The organism is Chryseobacterium candidae (genome assembly GCF_004916905.1).
In the GTDB taxonomy this organism is placed as follows: Bacteria; Bacteroidota; Bacteroidia; order Flavobacteriales; family Weeksellaceae; genus Chryseobacterium; species Chryseobacterium candidae.
The window spans coordinates 1-18,953 of sequence record NZ_SDLV01000031.1; the positions used below are offsets into that span (position 1 = coordinate 1).

At 34.8% G+C, this 18,953-nt stretch carries 15 protein-coding genes; 11 read left to right on the forward strand and 4 right to left on the reverse strand.

Annotation, left to right across the window (positions count from 1 at the left end; translation table 11 throughout):
• Positions 1-30: 30 nt before the first annotated feature.
• Complete coding sequence (locus EK417_RS21720; RefSeq protein ID WP_136522608.1) at positions 31-459, forward strand: CPBP family intramembrane glutamic endopeptidase; 429 nt, start codon at positions 31-33, stop codon at positions 457-459.
• Between the two features lie 987 nt (positions 460-1,446).
• Positions 1,447-2,280 carry a glycosyltransferase family 2 protein gene (locus EK417_RS15025; RefSeq protein WP_228408049.1) on the forward strand — a complete coding sequence of 278 codons (834 nt, stop codon included), beginning with the start codon at positions 1,447-1,449 and terminating at the stop codon, positions 2,278-2,280.
• Positions 2,281-2,637: 357 nt separating this feature from the next.
• On the opposite strand, the gene EK417_RS15030 is transcribed toward EK417_RS15025, so the two are convergent.
• Positions 2,638-3,078, reverse strand: a complete 441-nt coding sequence (locus EK417_RS15030; RefSeq protein ID WP_136522610.1) for a hypothetical protein — start codon at positions 3,076-3,078, stop codon at positions 2,638-2,640.
• A 245-nt stretch (positions 3,079-3,323) separates the two neighbouring features.
• On the opposite strand from EK417_RS15030, the gene EK417_RS15035 reads away from it, so the two are divergent.
• From EK417_RS15035 to EK417_RS15070, 8 genes are all read left to right on the forward strand, one after another.
• Positions 3,324-3,875: a glycine zipper domain-containing protein gene (locus tag EK417_RS15035; protein ID WP_076595827.1), complete on the forward strand. Its 552-nt coding sequence runs from the start codon at positions 3,324-3,326 to the stop codon at positions 3,873-3,875.
• Between the two features lie 56 nt (positions 3,876-3,931).
• On the forward strand, positions 3,932-5,566 hold the full coding sequence (locus EK417_RS15040; protein WP_136522611.1) for an LIC_10190 family membrane protein: 1,635 nt from the start codon (positions 3,932-3,934) through the stop codon (positions 5,564-5,566).
• 50 nt (positions 5,567-5,616) lie between these two features.
• Positions 5,617-6,687 (forward strand): chorismate synthase, encoded by a 1,071-nt coding sequence (gene aroC, locus EK417_RS15045; RefSeq protein ID WP_076595825.1) that lies wholly within the window; start codon positions 5,617-5,619, stop codon positions 6,685-6,687.
• Between the two features lie 17 nt (positions 6,688-6,704).
• Entirely contained in the window at positions 6,705-7,268 is a 564-nt protein-coding gene (locus tag EK417_RS15050) for a thioredoxin family protein (protein WP_136522612.1), read from the forward strand.
• 9 nt (positions 7,269-7,277) lie between these two features.
• Positions 7,278-7,817, forward strand: coding sequence for a TlpA family protein disulfide reductase (locus tag EK417_RS15055; protein WP_110368017.1), 540 nt, complete (start codon positions 7,278-7,280; stop codon positions 7,815-7,817).
• A gap of 82 nt (positions 7,818-7,899) precedes the next feature.
• On the forward strand, positions 7,900-8,241 hold the full coding sequence (locus tag EK417_RS15060; protein ID WP_136522613.1) for a YkvA family protein: 342 nt from the start codon (positions 7,900-7,902) through the stop codon (positions 8,239-8,241).
• A gap of 121 nt (positions 8,242-8,362) precedes the next feature.
• Entirely contained in the window at positions 8,363-9,742 is a 1,380-nt protein-coding gene (gene pyrF / locus EK417_RS15065) for an orotidine-5'-phosphate decarboxylase (RefSeq protein WP_136522614.1), read from the forward strand.
• Positions 9,743-9,795: 53 nt separating this feature from the next.
• Complete coding sequence (locus EK417_RS15070; RefSeq protein WP_228457944.1) at positions 9,796-12,618, forward strand: gluzincin family metallopeptidase; 2,823 nt, start codon at positions 9,796-9,798, stop codon at positions 12,616-12,618.
• A 102-nt stretch (positions 12,619-12,720) separates the two neighbouring features.
• On the opposite strand, the gene EK417_RS15075 is transcribed toward EK417_RS15070, so the two are convergent.
• The 3 genes from EK417_RS15075 to EK417_RS15085 all read right to left on the reverse strand — a co-directional run bounded on the left by EK417_RS15075 (position 12,721) and on the right by EK417_RS15085 (position 15,529).
• Complete coding sequence (locus EK417_RS15075) at positions 12,721-13,530, reverse strand: T9SS type A sorting domain-containing protein (RefSeq protein ID WP_136522615.1); 810 nt, start codon at positions 13,528-13,530, stop codon at positions 12,721-12,723.
• A 160-nt stretch (positions 13,531-13,690) separates the two neighbouring features.
• Positions 13,691-14,560 (reverse strand): T9SS type A sorting domain-containing protein, encoded by an 870-nt coding sequence (locus EK417_RS15080; protein WP_136522616.1) that lies wholly within the window; start codon positions 14,558-14,560, stop codon positions 13,691-13,693.
• 177 nt (positions 14,561-14,737) lie between these two features.
• Positions 14,738-15,529, reverse strand: a complete 792-nt coding sequence (locus tag EK417_RS15085) for a T9SS type A sorting domain-containing protein (RefSeq protein WP_076595817.1) — start codon at positions 15,527-15,529, stop codon at positions 14,738-14,740.
• Between the two features lie 150 nt (positions 15,530-15,679).
• Here EK417_RS15085 and EK417_RS15090 point away from each other — a divergent pair, with 150 nt between their 5' ends.
• The gene (locus tag EK417_RS15090; protein ID WP_136522617.1) at positions 15,680-18,907 is read left to right on the forward strand and encodes a DUF8818 domain-containing protein; all 3,228 of its coding nucleotides are present in this window, start codon (positions 15,680-15,682) and stop codon (positions 18,905-18,907) included.
• The last annotated feature ends 46 nt before the right edge of the window (positions 18,908-18,953 follow it).

An 18,953-nucleotide genomic window follows, 5' to 3' on the forward strand; every position in this document is an offset into this window, starting at 1 on the left:
GATAAAGCTACTTAACATTCCCCCCAACTTTTGAGACTGATCCTTTCTTTTGTCTTAGCAGTTTTAAACGGATATTTCTTCAATTATATTAATGACACCTACTTACATTTTGATATCAATTATAATAAGTCTCAAAATATCTCAAAAAACGAACTAAACTTTATTGCCATATTCATTGCCCCTTTTATTGAAACTTTTATATTTCAGTATCTCCCCTACTTGATTTTAAGCAAATGGATAAGGCTCAACAATAAAGCATTTTGCATCATCATTATGAGTATCATTTTCGCATCAATGCATTACTATAATTGGCTCTATATTGTGATGACATTTTTTGGAGGCATTATCCTCAACAACCTTTATATTTACTATTACAAGCACATTACTAATTACAGTTTTATTATAGCAGTACTCTTCCACGCTTTATTCAACCTTTATGGTTTCTTGTTTATAATGTAACTTTTATTTTATTAATAATATAAAACAAGCTCTTCCTGGTCAAAAAAGAGATTAATAAATAATGTAAAAGATAATGATCAATAGGAAAATTATCTCTTTCAAAAATAGAGCATTCCAGCAGACTTTTATGAGCAGCGTCATAACAGCCAAAAAAAAATCCCCGGAAATTCCGAGGATAAAAACTAATAACCATGAAAACTCAAATTAAACATGAGTTACATTTCTATATTGAAAAATCGTGCCAAGAATAACGATTTAGAGAAAAAAAGTCATTTTCTTGTTGCAGCACCATTTTCACCAATTTAACATTTAAAACGGATTTTACAGATACCTTAAAAACCTCTTCATAATTATATTTAATAGTTTCATATAAATATAATGCTCCGGCAAAAGTATTAAAAAAAAAATAATTTACATTTTAATAAAATAAAATTTACATTCAGTACATAAAAAAAATAAAATAGCTAATCTGTCATAAAAAGTATTTTCAATAACAAATTGACACACTAGACATATTCATCCAAAAAAATATTAATCTCAAGACACAAAAAATTTATAAAAAATTTCTTGAAGATCAACATTAAAATATCATATAAGTTTTTTATATAAAAAGCCCCCAGAAATGGAGGCCTCAAAAAACACAAATGATGAAAAAAATTTTATATCATAGATAAAAATTATTTTATCTATTAATTCTTAGCCAAAGATATACACCTCTTTTTTTTTATTTTATGAGTATAATCATAAAATTATTATTTCTTTTAAATACAGAATTTGGAGGCTAGATACTTTATTTCTCAAAAAAAGACAGTAATCAAAATCTATAGGAATATGATCCTTATGCCTGATAAAATACCATTATTCTAAAAAACCAAGAAATTATTTTATTTCGCAATAATATAAGAAAAAATAACAAACATATAATGATTATGATTATATGTTTCACACGTATAATTTTATAATTTTACATTATTAATTCAAGAAATCATGATAAGTTTTTCTGTACTTGTAGCCAACTATAATAATGGAAAGTATTTCAAGGAATGCTATCAATCATTAATTAACCAAACCTATAAAAACTGGGAAGCAATTATCATTGATGATGCTTCTACAGATGATTCGGTTGAAATCATACAGTCTCTGATCAAAAATGATTCCCGTTTTAAACTTTATCATAATGCAACTAATGAAGGTTGCGGGTCTACAAAAGCAAAATGCATGAAATATGCTCAAGGAGATCTATGCGCTTATCTTGATCCTGATGATGCTATTTATCCGGAAGCACTGGAAAAGGTTGTACTGGAATTTATGAACAGAGATGATCTTTCAGCAGTATATTCTAAAATGATGCTTTGTAATGAAAGTCTGATTCCGGAAAAAATTTATACTGGCACTAAACAAATTTATAACAACCGTTATTTCTTTAACTATCCTATTCAGCTAGCTCATTTTTTTACTTTTAAAAGAGAAGCCTATGTAAGGACTCCGGGAATTAATCCCAATCTGAAAAATGCAGTAGACCAGGATCTTTATCTGAAAATACTGGAACAGGGAGGAGTGAAATACCTGAAAGAACCTCTGTATCTGTACAGGCTTCATTCTAATGGAATTTCTCAGGATAAGGCAAAGCAAAGTTCAAAAGATTCATTTGCAAGAGTGATACATGACACCATGAAAAGGCGGGGAATAAAAACTATTAATCATAAAATTATTCCTGAGGTTTTCACCAGTTCAGATGAAATTTTTAAACTCCTAAACTACCAGACCAACAGAATGCATCGTCTTATCAGTAAAATAAAAGTTACTTTAGACAATATATAGCCAAAGAAAAGGCCTCCTTCCGGAGGCCTAAAAAACACAAATGATGAAAAAAATCTATTTAGAAAAATCCAAACAGAATATTGTAGAATCATTCAAAATGATCATTATACCATTACATTTCTAACCAGAAAACATTATACAGTAACGGAACAGAAGAATGAATACTTTCTTTAAGAATCAAACGGCATCCTGAAGATCAATAAAAATATAATTTTGTATTATTAAAAGTTTTTGCAATTTAGATTTAATCTTGAAAATCAATTAAATACCACAAAAACAATATAAATTATTTTAATAATTAAAAAATCTTCATCTCTGGATGGGTAAATTTAGTTAAATATTTGTTGGTTCACAAGACTATTCCTCCCAAATAATTGGAATGTACACTGTAATATATCCATCAGAATCTACATTAGCGTCAGAAACTGTAGCAACTATTGTTCCATAACCTACCCAGCCACCCTGCCCCTGCATTGCAGAAAAACTGTAGGTTCCTGCAGGAAGATCATGATAATATTGCGGAACAGACTGAAATCCACCACTGTAATAAGTATCATACACTTCCCCTGTCGCTATATTTTCAGCAAGAAAACTTCCTACATCGTAATTTCCTGAGAGAATTTTTGTTCCGTTTTTTGAAAGAAGACCATAACGTATCTTGTAAGTCTGAGTTTTGAGCGTTTCATCTGCTGCTCCTGAATAACCTTTATAGGTCTGTGTTATTTCCCTGGAGGAAAACGATGTTGCAACAGTAAGCAGTCCAATCAGTGCTGATACTGTAAAAATTGATTTTTTCATATTAAAAAGTATTTTGGCATTCAAAAATACTCAACTTATATGAATTTAATAAAAACTATCAATGAAATAAAATTTACAAAATACTCTGAAACTACGCATTATCAATATAAAATTCATGATTATTCAAAATTACGTCACTTTCAGACTGTTAATTTTAACATTCATTAACTGAAATTTGGCTTCATAATTGAAAATACAACTAAAATTAAAAGTCATTTTGGCTTTACGGTATTAAAATTTGAATTATGAGAAAGATAGTATTAGCAGGGTTTTTATCCGTCTTTTTAATGACGGCCTGCAAGAAAGATGACAGCGTTGCAGAAAAGTCACTGGAAGCACAGAAACTTGAATTTCAGGCCAGACAACTTGAAATAGAAAAACAAAAACTGGCAATAGAAAAGGAAAAAATGGTATATGAGGCGCAAAAAAAAGCAGATAGTGTATCAGAAAGCAAAAAAGCCAGAGCGTCGGCTGAAAATAATTCAAAACCACAGGTGATCAGAGAAACACGAACAGTGTATAGAGACAGAAACTCAAATTCCGGTTCAGGAAGCAGCAACGGAAGTTATGCCAATAACGGAAGTGGTACTTCCCAGGGAACTACTCAGAAAAAAGGATGGAGTAAAGCAGCCAAGGGAACTGTCATTGGTACCGTAGGTGGAGCTGCTGTCGGAGCCATAGTTGCTAAGAAAAACAGAGGACTGGGTGCTGTTATTGGCGGTGTTGTAGGAGGTGCAACCGGGTATACTATTGGTAGATCACAGGATAGAAAAGATGGAAGAGTACAACCCCGTTAATAAATATTTTTAATGATAAAATACAAAGATTGCTTACTTTTAAGCAATCTTTTTTTATGATACTGATTCTGTTTTCTTCCGTTTTCATCATTCCTGTCCTTACGGGCTGGGGAAAGATCATGGAAACAATATGGGGGATTTTATTTCAGGGAATCTCTGGAAAAATTTTATCCGGAATCCTTGGAATAACCCTGATATGGACAATTATTTCTTTTTTCACTCCCTTAAATATGAGCGTGGAAGTACCTTCCATTCTATTGGGACTCTTCTTTTTCTTTAAAAAGAAACTTTACAAGGAATTTCATCAATTTTCAAAAAAGGATTTTGTAGTATTGAGTGTAAGCTCTCTGGCTGTAATATTCGCAGGCTCTTTCTATCCTTATATATTGGATCATTTTGGATATTATATTCCCACATTGAAATGGCTTACAGAATATGGACTTGTAAGAGGAATTTCCAACACAGACCTTACATTAGGCCAAATGTCTCTCTGGCATGTTTTTCAGGCTGGATTTTCAAACTTTTCGGATCCTTTTTTAAGAATCAATACAGTATTGTTAATCATCTATACATTATATACCGTTGAAAAAAGAAACTGGATACATCTTTGCTTTCTTCCGGTGTTACTGCTTTTTTCACAATCTCCAAGCCCTGATCTCCCTGTTATTATTTTTTCATTGATTATTTTAAATGAAATTATGGCAGGACAGAAAAATACTACTTTTCTTTTTGCATTTTCAATATTTGTTTTTGCCATAAAACCAACCATGATATGGCTGCCTGTATTGACTTTCCTAAGCTCACTTCTTATTTTTAAAGCCAATTTCAGATACCTCATTTCAGGAATAATCATTCTCCTGCTTTTCTTCATTAAAAACCTTTGGACATTTGGATATCCCATCTTTCCGTTAGCATTAGGTGATGTAGGAATATTCTGGAAACCTAATCCTGAAGTTTTAAAAATTTCCTCACAATTTGCCATCATGAAAACCTATGATATGCAGTATACCTATGAGGAAATTCAAAAATTTTCAACTGCAGATTATATCAGAAACTGGTTTTCTTTGGATGGAATAAAATCTAAAATCAATATTCTCTTTGTTTTGAGTTTGATTATTTTCTCAGTATTTGCCTGGGTAAAAAAGAGAAAACTCATCACCCTGATTTTTATTTCGTTATTGATGAAAAGTATATTGGTTTTGATATTTTCCGCACAATACAGATTTTTTATTGATGTCTTTTTTGTGATATTCTTTGTTATCTTCCATGAATATTTTGACCGGAAGAAAGCAGTTTTCGTTTTCTCAGTCTTAAGTATATTCTTTATTTCTATATTATCTTTTCCTGAATTTATTCAGAGTTATCTTCCGAGTTTCAGAGTCGGAACATTCATGACCGGATTTGAAAAAGAACAGATTTACAAGCCTTCAACTTACCAATATGAAAAGTTTGATACCTATAAAGTAGGAAATTTTAAATTTAATGTGTCCCACCATTATCCTTATAGTTTTGACACTCCGCTTCCGGCCATTACTCCGGCTTATCTTTTCGATAATGTGAAGACAGGCATTTTTCCACAACTTTCGGATAAAAATGACATCAAAAAAGGATTTATCTGGAAAAAAATGACATCAGAAGAACAAGTGGAAGCCCAAAAGGTTATCAATACTATCGAAAACATTGATAAATAGAACAAATCCGGAAACTTTATTATCTGAAGAAAAAAAGGTAATTTTGTATCATGTTCAACACATTAGGTAATCTTCTTAGTCTTACAACATTTGGAGAAAGTCACGGAGTGGCTTATGGCGGTATCATCAATAATTTTCCGGCAGGTTTAGCGGTAGATCTCGGTCAGGTTCAGTACGAATTGAACCGAAGAAAGCCCGGCCAGTCGGCAATCGTTACACAAAGAAAAGAAAGTGACACTGTAAAGTTTCTTTCCGGAATCTTTGATGGAAAAACAACAGGTACGCCCATCGGTTTTATCATCGAAAACGAAAATCAGAAATCGAAGGATTATGATCATATTGCAGGCGCGTATCGTCCAAGTCATGCTGATTTTACTTATGATCAGAAATTTGGGTTCAGGGATCATCGCGGAGGCGGAAAATCTTCTGCAAGAGAAACAATGAACTGGGTAGTTGCAGGGGCACTTGCCAAGCAGCTTTTACCGGACATTGAGATCAACGCTTATGTATCTTCTGTAGGTGATATTTTCTGTGAAAAGCCTTATCAGGCTTTAGATTTCTCCCAAACAGAGAGCAATGATGTTCGTTGCCCCGATGCTGAAACGGCAGAAAAGATGATTGCAAGAATCAAAGAAATCAAAAAAGAAGGAAATACCATCGGAGGAACTATCACCTGTGTGATTAAAAATGTTCCTGTAGGAATCGGTGAACCAATATTTTCAAAGCTTCAGGCTGAGCTGGCAAAAGCAATGCTGAACATCAATGCCTGCAAAGGTTTTGAATATGGAAGCGGTTTCTGCGGGGCTAAAATGACAGGAAAAGAGCACAATGATGCTTTCAATACAGATTTCACTACAAAATCTAACCTTTCAGGAGGTATCCAGGGCGGAATTTCCAACGGAATGGATATCTATTTCCGTGTAGCTTTCAAACCTGTGGCTACTATTCTGAGACCTCAGGACAGTATTGACAAAGATGGAAACCCAGTTATTGTAGAAGGAAAAGGACGCCACGATCCTTGTGTAGTTCCAAGAGCCGTTCCTGTAGTGGAAGGTCTTGCTGCATTTGTACTGGCAGACCTGTTTTTGATCAATAAAACAAGAAACATCAATAATTTTTAACATAAATATTTTTAGTAATGAAAAATTACTGGGATAAAGGAATTTCGTTTGAAAAATATCTTCAGATTGCAAAAGAAAGATTAGAGAATCCTGCCAACCAACAGGAAGCTGACTATAAACAATATTACGAACTGGGTCTTCAGAGAATGGACCGAACGGTAAAAAAATACGTTCCGGATGAAGATCAGCTGAAAGAACTTGCAGCCAAAAACTTTGACGGAAGAATTCTGATTATTTCTGAAGCATGGTGTGGAGATGCAAGTGCAACAGTGCCTGCTCTTTTCAGATTTTTTGAAGGACATAACGAAGTAAGAGTTTTTCTGAGAGACAGTGATAAAAGTTTAATCAATCAGTTTTTAACTAATGGTACGGAATCCATTCCGAAAGTACTTATCCTTGATAAAGACCTGAATGTAAAAAATTCATGGGGACCACGTCCTAAATATGGATATGAACTTCTGATGAAATATAAAGCCGATCCTGAAGCATATTCAAAAGATTCTTTCTATAATGATCTGCAAATATATTATGCTAAAAACAGAGGGAAAGATGCTGTTCAGGAAATTTTGGATCTTCTATAAAAAAGAGATATGAAAAAAAACATCATTTATCTTATACTTATTGTGATTATCGCTGGTGTTGCTTTTATACCAGGAGTAAGAAACTTTCTGAAGGATACATTCTTTCCGGTAGCTACTATAGAAAATGCGGTTCATATCAGTGAAGAAGATTATGATATAGAGCTTAAAGGAATCAATACGCCAAGCACTAATCTTAAAAACTTTAAGGACAAAGGTATTTTTCTGAACTTCTGGGGAACATGGTGTCCGCCTTGCAGAAAAGAATGGCCTTCTATTCAGAAACTGTATGATACCAGAAAGGATCATGTAGATTTTGTACTGATTGCCATGAATGATAAGGAAGAAGATGTAAGAAAGTTTTTGAAAGAAAATAATTATACTGTTCCTGTATATATTGCTCAAAGTCCAATTTCTGAGAAAATTCTTCCAAAGGTATTTCCTACCACTTTCCTGCTGGATAAACACGGAAGAATCCTTATTAAAGAGGATGCCACAAAAGACTGGAACACAGAGACTGTGCATCAGTTCATTGACAATATTATCAAATAATTTTTTAACTAAATTTTATAATTTGTTGGTACAGGATTTGCGAATTTTATAGCATTGAAAAATTTATTAATCCAAACACAAAATGAAATATTCAAAATTAAATCTTGCAAAAGAAGCCATCAATCATAAGGGCTTTATAAAAAAGATCCCTGATATTTTCAGAATGGTTAAAATGTGGAGAAAAGGAATTTATCCAATGAAATCCATAGACATTATTCTTCCTTTACTGGGAATTTTATATGTGCTCTCTCCTATTGACCTCCTTCCTGAATTTGTGATACCGGTAATTGGAGTCATGGATGACCTGGCAGTATTGTCACTTACCATTCCTAAGCTCATTAAAGAGGTGGACAAGTTTTTATTATGGGAAGCTCAGCAAAAATACAGTGGTACCCAAATCATTGATGCTGAAATCGTAAAATAATAGTTTATTATATTTTTCACACCATCCCGGCCAATCCGGGATGGTTTTTTATTGACAAATGAGCGATAAATTTTTAAGCCTTATTTCAATTCCTTAAATTTGCAATATCTAATAAAAAATAATGGAAAGTAAAAAAGAATTCTTCTTAGAGTGTTACAAATTAGGCATCATCAAATTCGGCAGGTTTACCCTGAAAAGCGGTATTGAAAGTCCTTTTTATGTAGACTTGAGACCTTTGGCTTCAGATCCTAAAATTTTAAAAAATCTTGCAAATTATTTACTGGAAATGCTTCCGTTAGATAATTTTGATTTAATCTGTGGAGTTCCTTATGCTGCGCTTCCTATGGCTACTGCAATGTCTCTGGAAAGCTATATTCCATTAATTATTAAAAGAAAAGAAGCAAAAAGCTACGGTACCAAAAAGCTGATTGAGGGAATTTACCAGAAAGGACAAAACTGTCTTTTGGTAGAAGATGTGATCACTTCGGGGAAATCTTTGCTGGAAACCATTCCTGAAATAGAACAGGAAGATCTTAAAGTTTCTGACATTGTGGTGGTACTTGACAGAGAGCAGGGAGGAAAACAATTACTGGAAGGTAAAGGATATAGAGTACATACTCTTTTCAATATTTCGGAAGTATGCCATATTCTTCAGGAAACAGGTGAGTTGTCAGATGAAGAAGTAAAAAGAATCCAGGACTTCCTTCAGGGGAACCACATTCAGTTTGAAGAAGAAACAAGATCTTCTTATGAGCAGAAACTTCAGGCAGCACAACATTCCGTTTCAAAAAAATTACTGGAAACGGCCTTGACAAAAAAATCAAACCTTATTGCCTCTGCAGATGTTACCACAACTCACGAGCTATTGGAACTTGCTGAAAAAGTAGGTCCGCATATTATTGCTTTAAAAACGCATATCGATATTATTTCTGATTTCGAATACGAAAAAACAATTACTCCTTTAAAAGCTATTGCTGCAAAACACCAGTTCTTACTGATGGAAGACAGAAAATTTGCTGATATCGGAAACACGCAGGAACTTCAGTTCACAAGCGGGGTTTTCAAAATTACGGATTGGGCAGATTTCGTAACTTCTCAGGTAATCGGAGGTTTTGAATCATTAGACTGCTTCAAAAATGTAGGAGTGGTAGCCATCGTTGGAATGTCTTCTAAAGGAGCTTTAACAACTGCAAGCTATCGTGAAGAAGCTTTAAAAGTAGCTTTATCTCACCCTAATGTAATTGGCGGTGTATCTCAGAATAAAATTCCTGAAGATCTGCTATTGTTCACTCCGGGGGTAAATCTTGCAGACTCGGGAGACGGTAAAGGGCAGCAGTACAACACACCGGAACATGTTTTCAAAACACTTCACACAGATTTTATTATTGTAGGAAGAGGAATCTACAAATCCAATGATCCGGAAGCATCAGCAATCACTTATAAAACAGAGGGATGGAACGCTTACATTAATTCTTTGGAAAAAAAAGCAATTCAAGGTTAAAATGCTATAAAGTATATACAAAATAAGTTATATTTGGGCTTTATCACGAATATTTGAAAAAGATCAGCCTTTGCCTTATTTTGTTATGTGGAGTTGTACAGGTTTCTGCACAGACAGACAGTATATACATTGAAACAAAACTGTCTCCTGACAAAAAGAATCTTGATGTCCGTCAGGAAATTGTTTATTACAATCATTCCGGGAAAGACCTGCAGACCATAAAACTCCTGAATTGGGTTTCCGCGTACAATAAACGGGGAACTTCTTTAGTCTACAGAAAACTGGAAGACCGGAATAATGATTTGCATTTTGCAAAAAATGATCAATTGGGAAAACTTCTTGAACTGAATATTAAAAATTCTGAAAATGAAGTTCTTCCTGTCAATACACTCTCGGATGAAAATCTTTTTATTCCTCTGAAAAATGTGTTAAAACCTGGCGAAAGCGTCACTTTACAGTTGCAATACAGGATGCAGCTTCCCGATAAAAACTTTACGGGATACGGAACATCCGCTCAGAATACTGTATTAAAATATTTCTTTATTGTTCCGGATCATTTTGATCCGGACAATATTTCCAGAAGAAACTATCACGATATTGAGGAACAGATAAGCTTTAATACTTTCTGGACCATTCACTTTGACATCCCTGTAAATAGTTTTGTTGAGGGAAATCTTCCACAGGTTCAGATGAATTCATTTAAGGGATATCTCGATTCAGATCCTGAATTCCTGATTTCTACAACAGAATTTCAATCCATCAAAACCAATGTTGACGGCGATGAAATCGAAATTAAATTTGGATATAATCTGAAACCGGATGAAAAACAAAACCTGGAGTTTTATCTTCCTTTACAATTAAAATTCATTAAGGAGCGCATCGGGTATCTTCCGAAAAGTATCTTTATCTCAGATAAATTCAGAGCCAAAGAAGACTTTTTCGGGAATAATGATATTACTTTCTGGAAATTCAGATTCCGTCTGTTTACCGAGACCGAAAAAACGGATATGGATTATTTTGGGATCATCGCTAAGAAAATTCTTGACGAAGGCGTTATTGCAGATAAAGAAAAAGATCACTGGTTTAAAAATGGGTTAAAATCTTATCTTGAAATTCAATATCTCAAAAAATTCTATGCTGATACGAAACTTTTAGGTACACTTCCCGAGACCAGAATCTTTGGACTTCAACCGTTAAAGTTATTCCATGCCTCCAAAGTAAAACTTCTGGACCGCTATGGGCTTTCCTATCAGTATATCATGCTGCAGAACCTTGATCAGAAAATCGATGAACATTTTCCCGTTTTGAGTAATTTCAATGATATGGCCATCAGCAGCTTTGAAACCGGAAGTCTTTTCAACTATTCGGCAGACAAAATGGGATATGAACAATTTGATAGAATTGTAAAAAATTATATTTCTCAGAATTCAGGAAAAAAAATTAATCCTGATGAATTTCTGTCATCCCTTGCTGAAAACAATAAGTCAGCCGCCTATCTCTCCAACTTTTTCAAACAAAAGAACAGGATTGATTTTAAATTGAAAAACATCAGAAAAGATAATGATTCTCTGCAAATAAAAATTGTAAGAAATACAGACATTTCTATTCCTGTAAAACTGGAAACAGAAACCAGAGAAGGAGAAAAGAAAACGTACTGGATAGACACGGAGGAAAATGAACGTACCACCAGCCTGTCACTTCCTGCATCAGAGAATATTTACAAAACCACCTTAAACAGTGGCTATATTTTCCCGGAATCCAATTACAGAGACAACTTTCTGTATGCGAAAGGACTGTTTTCCAATACGAAAAAAATTAAACTTAAATTAATAAAAGATATTCCTAACCCGGAATACAATGAGATTTACATCAGCCCAAGAGTGCGTTTCAACAATACGTATGATAAATTTCTTTTGGGAGCTAATTTTAAAAATCAATCTTTCTTTGATCAGAAATTCCTGTATTCGGTAACTCCAACCTATAGTACCGGAACAGGAAAACTTACGGGTTCCGGAGCAGTCTCCTACTCTATTCTGCCTGCTGAAAGCATTATCCGAAGTCTTACATTCGGTCTTTCAGGCTCTTATTTCCATTATGATTATGATCTGGCCTACAGAAAAACCTCAATATCATCTTCAATTAACTTCAGAAAGAACCCAAGAAGTACTGTAAGCAGAAGTCTTGGAGTTTCCTATAATTATTTTGAAAGAGATCTGAGTCCTCAAATGATCGCCAATAATGATTACAGCAAATATAATCTCTGGAGTATTGGCTATGGTTATAGCGATAACCAGATGATTCATGAAAAAAGCTTCAGCCTGAGCGCCCAGGGAATGGAAGATTTCAATAAAATAACGGCTGAAGGCTTCTACAGATGGGAATTTGCCCCTAAACAAAAGCTAAGCTTACGTTTATTTGCCGGATACTTCTTAAGAAACAACACCAGAAATAACCTCTTTGACTATGGAATTTCCAGGGTTTCCAACTATTCATTCTCTTATACTCTTTTGGGAGAAAGTGCCAGCAGCGGCCTCCTTTCTCAACAGTTTATATTAGCTGATGGTGGTTTTAAATCTTTCCTGCCGGGAACAGTGAACCAATGGATCACCTCTGCCAATGTAGATTCCAGTGTATGGAAAATATTCCATGTGTATGCGGATGCCGGAGTATATAAAAATAAAGATCTTCCTGCCAAATTCATATGGGACACAGGAGTTAAAGTAAGAATCATCCCTGATTTTCTGGAAGTATATTTCCCGATCCAGTCTTCTCTGGGTTTTGAACCTTCATTCAAAGATTACGGAAAACGTATCAGATATACTTTAATTCTTAATCTCGGATCCATTATTAATGCAGCAAGAAGAGGCTGGTATTAATAGAAAAAATTGTGGATATCTTTGTGGATTAAATCTTATATAGATAACAATATAAAAGTCAAAGAACAGCTTATGAATACAGGCTGTTCTTTTTATTAAAAACTAATCTTTTATAATTTTCTGTGAGATCGGAATATTGTTAATCGTTCCTGTCACAATATAAGTTCCTTTGGGAAGTTCTGCAATATCAAGAGCTGAAGCCAGTTTAGTAGGTGATTTTTTAACAACCTGTCTGTATGTATCGTAAACTTTCACATCTTTCACATCTGTTCCGAACACTATTCTGCTGTCTTTTATAAAAGGATTCTGTACAAAACCAGACTTCACGCTGCCTTCGAGAGAGAAGTCTGACATATTATCATTACTTCCTACTAAATTTCTTTTGATGCCTGTAGTTGTAGTGGGAGAAGGAGCTGGGCCATCTCCTTTAAATTGATCTGCATTGGATCCATATCCTACAAAATCCAGAACATTGGACGCAGAAGGTCCGGTGACCTGCACTATATTTCCGGCTAATGCAACTTTTCCTGATACGTTGGAGATTTTTAATCCGGAAGATTTATTAGGAGTTCCGTCAAAATTTATAATTGTAGTTGCAATAAAATCCGGTTTTGGCAGATTTTCAACACCACCTTCAATCGCTGACTCCTGAATTAAATAGGTTTCTTCCGGTCCTAATGTAAAATCCGGAAGCGTATGATATTCTGTAAAAGCACCTATGGCCGGAGCATATTGAATACTTGCTCCCGTTAAAGAAACCAAAGTAGTTCCGATATTTTTAAGGACGATATAATTATTTTTCAATACAGATCCTGAATTGACATTCCCGCCATAGATTTCATTGATCACAATCTGGGCATTGGAAAACGAAGTTAATACTATAAGTCCAACAAGAGTAAAGATTTTTTTCATAGTAATAATTTTAGAAATGGATTGATCATAAAAACATCAAAAATAATACCACCAAATTAAGAAATATACAAGATACAAAAATCTAAAAATCTGGAAATAATTACATAAAAAGCCAGCTGCTTCAATTGAAGCAGCTGGCTATATTTTTATTTAAAAGAAATTAGTCTTTAAGAACTTTCTGAGAAACCGGCTGGTGGTTTACGGTACCTGTAACGATATAGTTTCCTTTTGCCAGTTCAGCAACACTTACAGATTCGTTTTGTTTTACTGAAGTTTCTTTTACAAGCTGTCCGAACATATTGAAAATCTTCACATCTTTCACGTCAGATCCGAAAATAATCTCATTATTTTTAATTAAAGAGTTCTTTACGAAGTTTCCTGACTTTTCGTTTTTGGCATCAATAACAGCTAAAGAGGCAGTAGACGAAGTAACCGTTAAAGAAATATCATCTATTCTCCAGTTGGCAGTACCAAGAGATGGAGTTCCGGCACCAGCACTGTCGCTTCCATAAATTCTTAGCGTAACCGGAGCCGATTCTGCACCAACTAAATTAGCACCTGAAAAAGTGATGTTACTCAATGCCCATGTACTATTATTATTAACATTGGCTGTACCTATCGCTGTTGCATAATTATCAATGCTTGAATATACTGTAATCTTTCCAGGGCCTGTAGATGTTCCTCTGGACCCGAAACTTAAAGAATTTAAAGTTACTTTATTACCTGCGACAGGAGTAACAGTTACACTAAAATAGGTACTAGTTGCAGTCGAAAGAGCTTCTTTAAAAGCTGCAGCACCAAAATTACTGGATCCACTTGCTCCGGTATATCCTGAAGATACGGATGAAGTGGTAATTAAAGTGGTTGTACCATTATTATTTCCCTGAGTTGCCGCAAATGCTACACTTGAAATATTAGCATTGATACCAGAAATGGGATTTACAGAACTACCATCCCAAAGGTAAGTTGTTTGTGCAAAAGCAACTGCACTCATCACAATTGTTGCAAAAAGAGAATAAAGTTTTTTCATGATTTAAAATCTTTTGTTATTAATAATTTCAGTGACTAAATTACATCGATTTTTCAATAATTCACAATATTTAGATTAAATTTCTGTTAATAAAATAAATCATTTACATGAAGAAAATAAAAAAACGCCATTTTGATAAAATGGCGTTGTATATTGAACTATAAGTCTATCCTGATACTATTTTTTAATCACTTTTTCTGAAACAGCTTTACCGTTGACAGTTCCCGTTACAATATAAGCTCCTTCTCTAAGGTCAGAAACATTCAGCGACTGATTTTCATGAACAGCAGCCGTCTTAACAACCTGACCTGCCATATTGAAGATTTTAACATCAGATGTTACTCCGAAGCTGATGTCACTTTTTAGAACAGTATTTTTAACGAAAAGATTTTTATTTCTTTTCACTTCATTGGTAGCAAGTGAAGCAGAAGTACCAACAACCTTTACATCATCAATCCTGTAATTTCCTGAATTACTTGTCACAGAAGACCATCTAAGCCTTAAATTAGAAGCGTTTTCTGCTCCTGCAGGCAATTGAATAGCTACACCTCCATTTACAAGATCCCAGGTGCCAGAATTTTTGTTGTAAGTATACGTCACATTATTCCAGACAGTCCCATCTGTACTCCATTGAAAATTAACATTCTGGTTAAAGCTGCTTGTTCCTCTACCTCCCCATATAACGTTAATATTACTATACCCAACTGTAGATAAATTAGAATAAGTTAAAGAATGAGTGACTCCATTTGTACCAGTTCCCGCAAATGCAGCATTGCTTCCTCCTGATGCACCGGAATATCCGGATGAAGCAGAAGCTGTATTTATATTCCAACCGTTTGTACTACTTGTACTTGTCCACCCGGATGGTAATGCGGAAGTTGTACCAAAATTTTCTGACAAAAGAGTTGTTTGTGCAAAAGAGGCTGTAGCAAGCATAGCTACAGCAACTAACGAATACATTTTTTTCATGACTTGAATTTTTTTAATTAATTATTTCACTTACTAAAGTAAAAATATTTTTTTAATATATCACAAAGTTTTGATTAATTTTTTATTTTTATTTGTTAATCTCATAGTATTAACATTTTTTACCTATTTTTACGATTTATTTTCCAAAACTTGCGGAATCTTGTCATTCTATCCGTTTTATTCTTCTTAGGCATATTTTCAGGAAATGCTCAGGTTTTTTCGTGGAAAAATCCCAACGTTCCTGAAGACAGTATTAAAAGGGATAGTATTCTTGCTGCAAAGCTGGAACAGGATATCTTTGCCAAGGACACTCTGGACTTCATAAGAACCCACAATAAGATCATTATTGATGAAGCTGTACTGGCAAAAAATGATAAAAAGAGATTTTTAGGAGAACTCAATTCAAAAGGTTCTATCATTCGGGGAATTACTTTTGGTAATAATCAGGGGCAATCTGTACAGAGTTCTATGGATCTTCAGATATCTGGGCGTTTATCTAAAGATGTTACCATTTTAGCAAGTATCTCAGATCATAACCTGCCGATTCAGGCTGATGGTTATACCCAGACTTTGGAGGAGTTTGACAAAATCTATATGCAGCTTAATATTAAGGACAAGTCTATTCTCAGAGCGGGGCATCTTGATCTGGTAGAAGCTAAGAATTATTTTGCCAAATACCAGAGAAGAAGTATGGGACTTCAGTTCCAGACAGAATTCGGGAAGGAGAACAAGACATTTGTAGATATCTCTGCAGGTGTTGCTAGAAGTGAATTCCACAGAATCCGTTTTCAGGGGGTTGAAGGTAACCAGGGACCTTACCGTCTGACAGGGAAGAACGGTGAACAATTTATCACACTGATTTCCGGATCTGAACAGGTTTTTATTGATGGAATTTTAATGAAGCGTGGTGAAAACCAGGATTATATCATCAATTACAATACCGGTGAGGTTACTTTTACCAGTTTCCGCCCTATTTTCCAGCAGAATTTCATCACCATTTCTTATAACTACGCCAACAGGAACTATTCAAGGTATTTGTTTACCGGAAAGCTTGAGCATCAGAGAGAAAAATTCAAAGTGGGGTTCAACTGGTTTATGGAAAATGACAACAAAAATGCTCCTCTTTCTCTAAATCTTTCTAAGGAAGATGAGCAGATTCTTGCAGAAGCCGGAAATAATCCTGACCTGATGTATGCCCCTTCAGGAGTAGTAACCGAATATGATGTCAATAAGATTTTATATAAATTAAGTCCTGCCGGAAACTTCTATGAATATTCTACGGATTCAAGTTTAACACTGTATCAGGTTTCTTTTACCTATTTCGGAGCCAATCAGGGAGATTATAAAATTGCACAGACTACCAACAACGGACGTGTTTTTGAATATGCAGGCCCCAATGGCGGAGACTACAGAGCAGTAAGAAAACTTCCTTCACCTCAGAAATCACAGGTATACTCTCTAAACTCTGAATATCTGCTGAATGAAGGAAAAATAGGTGCTGATATCTCGCTGAGCAATTATGATGTCAATTTATTTTCATCAAAAGATTCTGATCAGAATATGGGATATGCGTGGCGTATTTTTGGAAATAAAAGCTTCACAAAAAACACATGGAAAGGAACTCCAAGCTTTGAATATCAATATATAGACAGGCAATTTCATATCCTTGACCGTATCAATGATGTAGAATTCTCCAGAGACTTCAACCTTACGCAGGAATTCAATAAAAAGACCCAGAACAGATTTATCTTCAGCTTCCTGAATAAATGGAATAATAAGTCTACGCTGAATTACCGCATCAATTATCTGAATGAACAGGATTCTTACAAAGGGATTAAAAATGACCTTGATTTCGGCTGGCTGACAGGAAAATTCTTTACAAAAGGTAATCTGTCTTATCTGAGTACCAACGCTACTCTTCAGGATACGAAGTTCATCCGTGGTGGAGTTTCAACGGAATTTACCGGTAAAAAAGGAAGCTGGGCCATTGGTGGAAGCATGGAGCATAACGAGAAGAAATATAATGATACCCAACTTATGGATGTCACAAGTTTCAGCTGGAAAGAAATCTTTTTGCAAAAGAAAATCGGTGACAGTACAAGAACCAAATTATTGGCAAAAGTGTATATGAGAGATAACGATTCGGTGCGTGATAACAGACTTCAGAATATGAACAATATTTTGGGGATCATGGCTGAAAGTCAGATTATCAAAACAGAAAGAACCACCTTAAATGCCTTAGTTCACTACCGGAAATTCTTCTACGCAGGTGCAGAAGGTGAAGTAACCCGTAATAATGATTTTGTTGTCGGAAACATCTTATACAATCAGCAGCTTTTCAGGAACGGAATGCGTCTTCAGGCTTTCTATGAGCTTGGAAACGGGCAGGAAGCACAGAGGGAATTTCAGTACATTAAAGTAACAGACGGACAAGGTGTTTATAAATGGACCGATTATAATGGCGATGGCATTCAGCAGCTGGACGAATTTGAAATCGCTGAGTATTCTGATCTTGCCCAATATATCCGTGTGTATACTAATTCTGTAAGATACATTCCTTCCAATAAAAATAAATTGCAGCTGGCCTTATTTGTCAATCCGGCCATTGTTTTCAATTCTGAGAATAAATTTTTAAAACGTTGGAATTTCAATATTTCATTAAATTCTCAAAACTCATTCTATAAAAAGGAAAAAGTGCTTGTTCTGAATCCTTTTGAAAAAAACAGTGATCAGATCCTTAAAAATCAGAATATTTTGGCTTCCGTACAGTTTAATCCAACCGAAAAATCAGGATGGAACGGAAATTACAGATTCATCACCAATGACAATCTCATTAATGCCAATTTCAGTAATGAAGAACGTGAACAGACTTCTCATTTCCTGAATATAGGATATTGGTTCAATAAAGAATTCAGAGTGGATTGGGAAAACTCGGTTCATGATATCCAAAACTCCTCACAATTATTTAAAACAAGGGATTATCGTCTCAATAATTTTGAAACCAAGCCCAAAGCAACGTATAAATTTACAGATGCCATTCAGGCTGAGTTATCTTCAGCTTTCCGCCAGAAACAAAGATTGGATGGAGAAGAACTTCTTAAAGCTTTTGATATTACAGGAACCATCCAATGGGAGCGCAGAAAAACGTCTATCCGTGGTAATTTCTCTTTCATCAGTAACAATTTCACAGGAAACAATTTCAGTATTGTAGGAAACCAGATGCTGGACGGGCTTAAACCCGGAAAAAACCAGGTATGGAGTGTATTTATACAACAGGCAATCAACTCGTTTATCCAGCTGAACCTTAATTACGAAGGAAGAAACTCCGGTGACCGGACCATTCACATCGGTAGTATGCAGGTAAAGGCGAGCTTCTAACAATGGAAAACTGAAGTGAGCAGACCATTAGAACTTACATTATTTG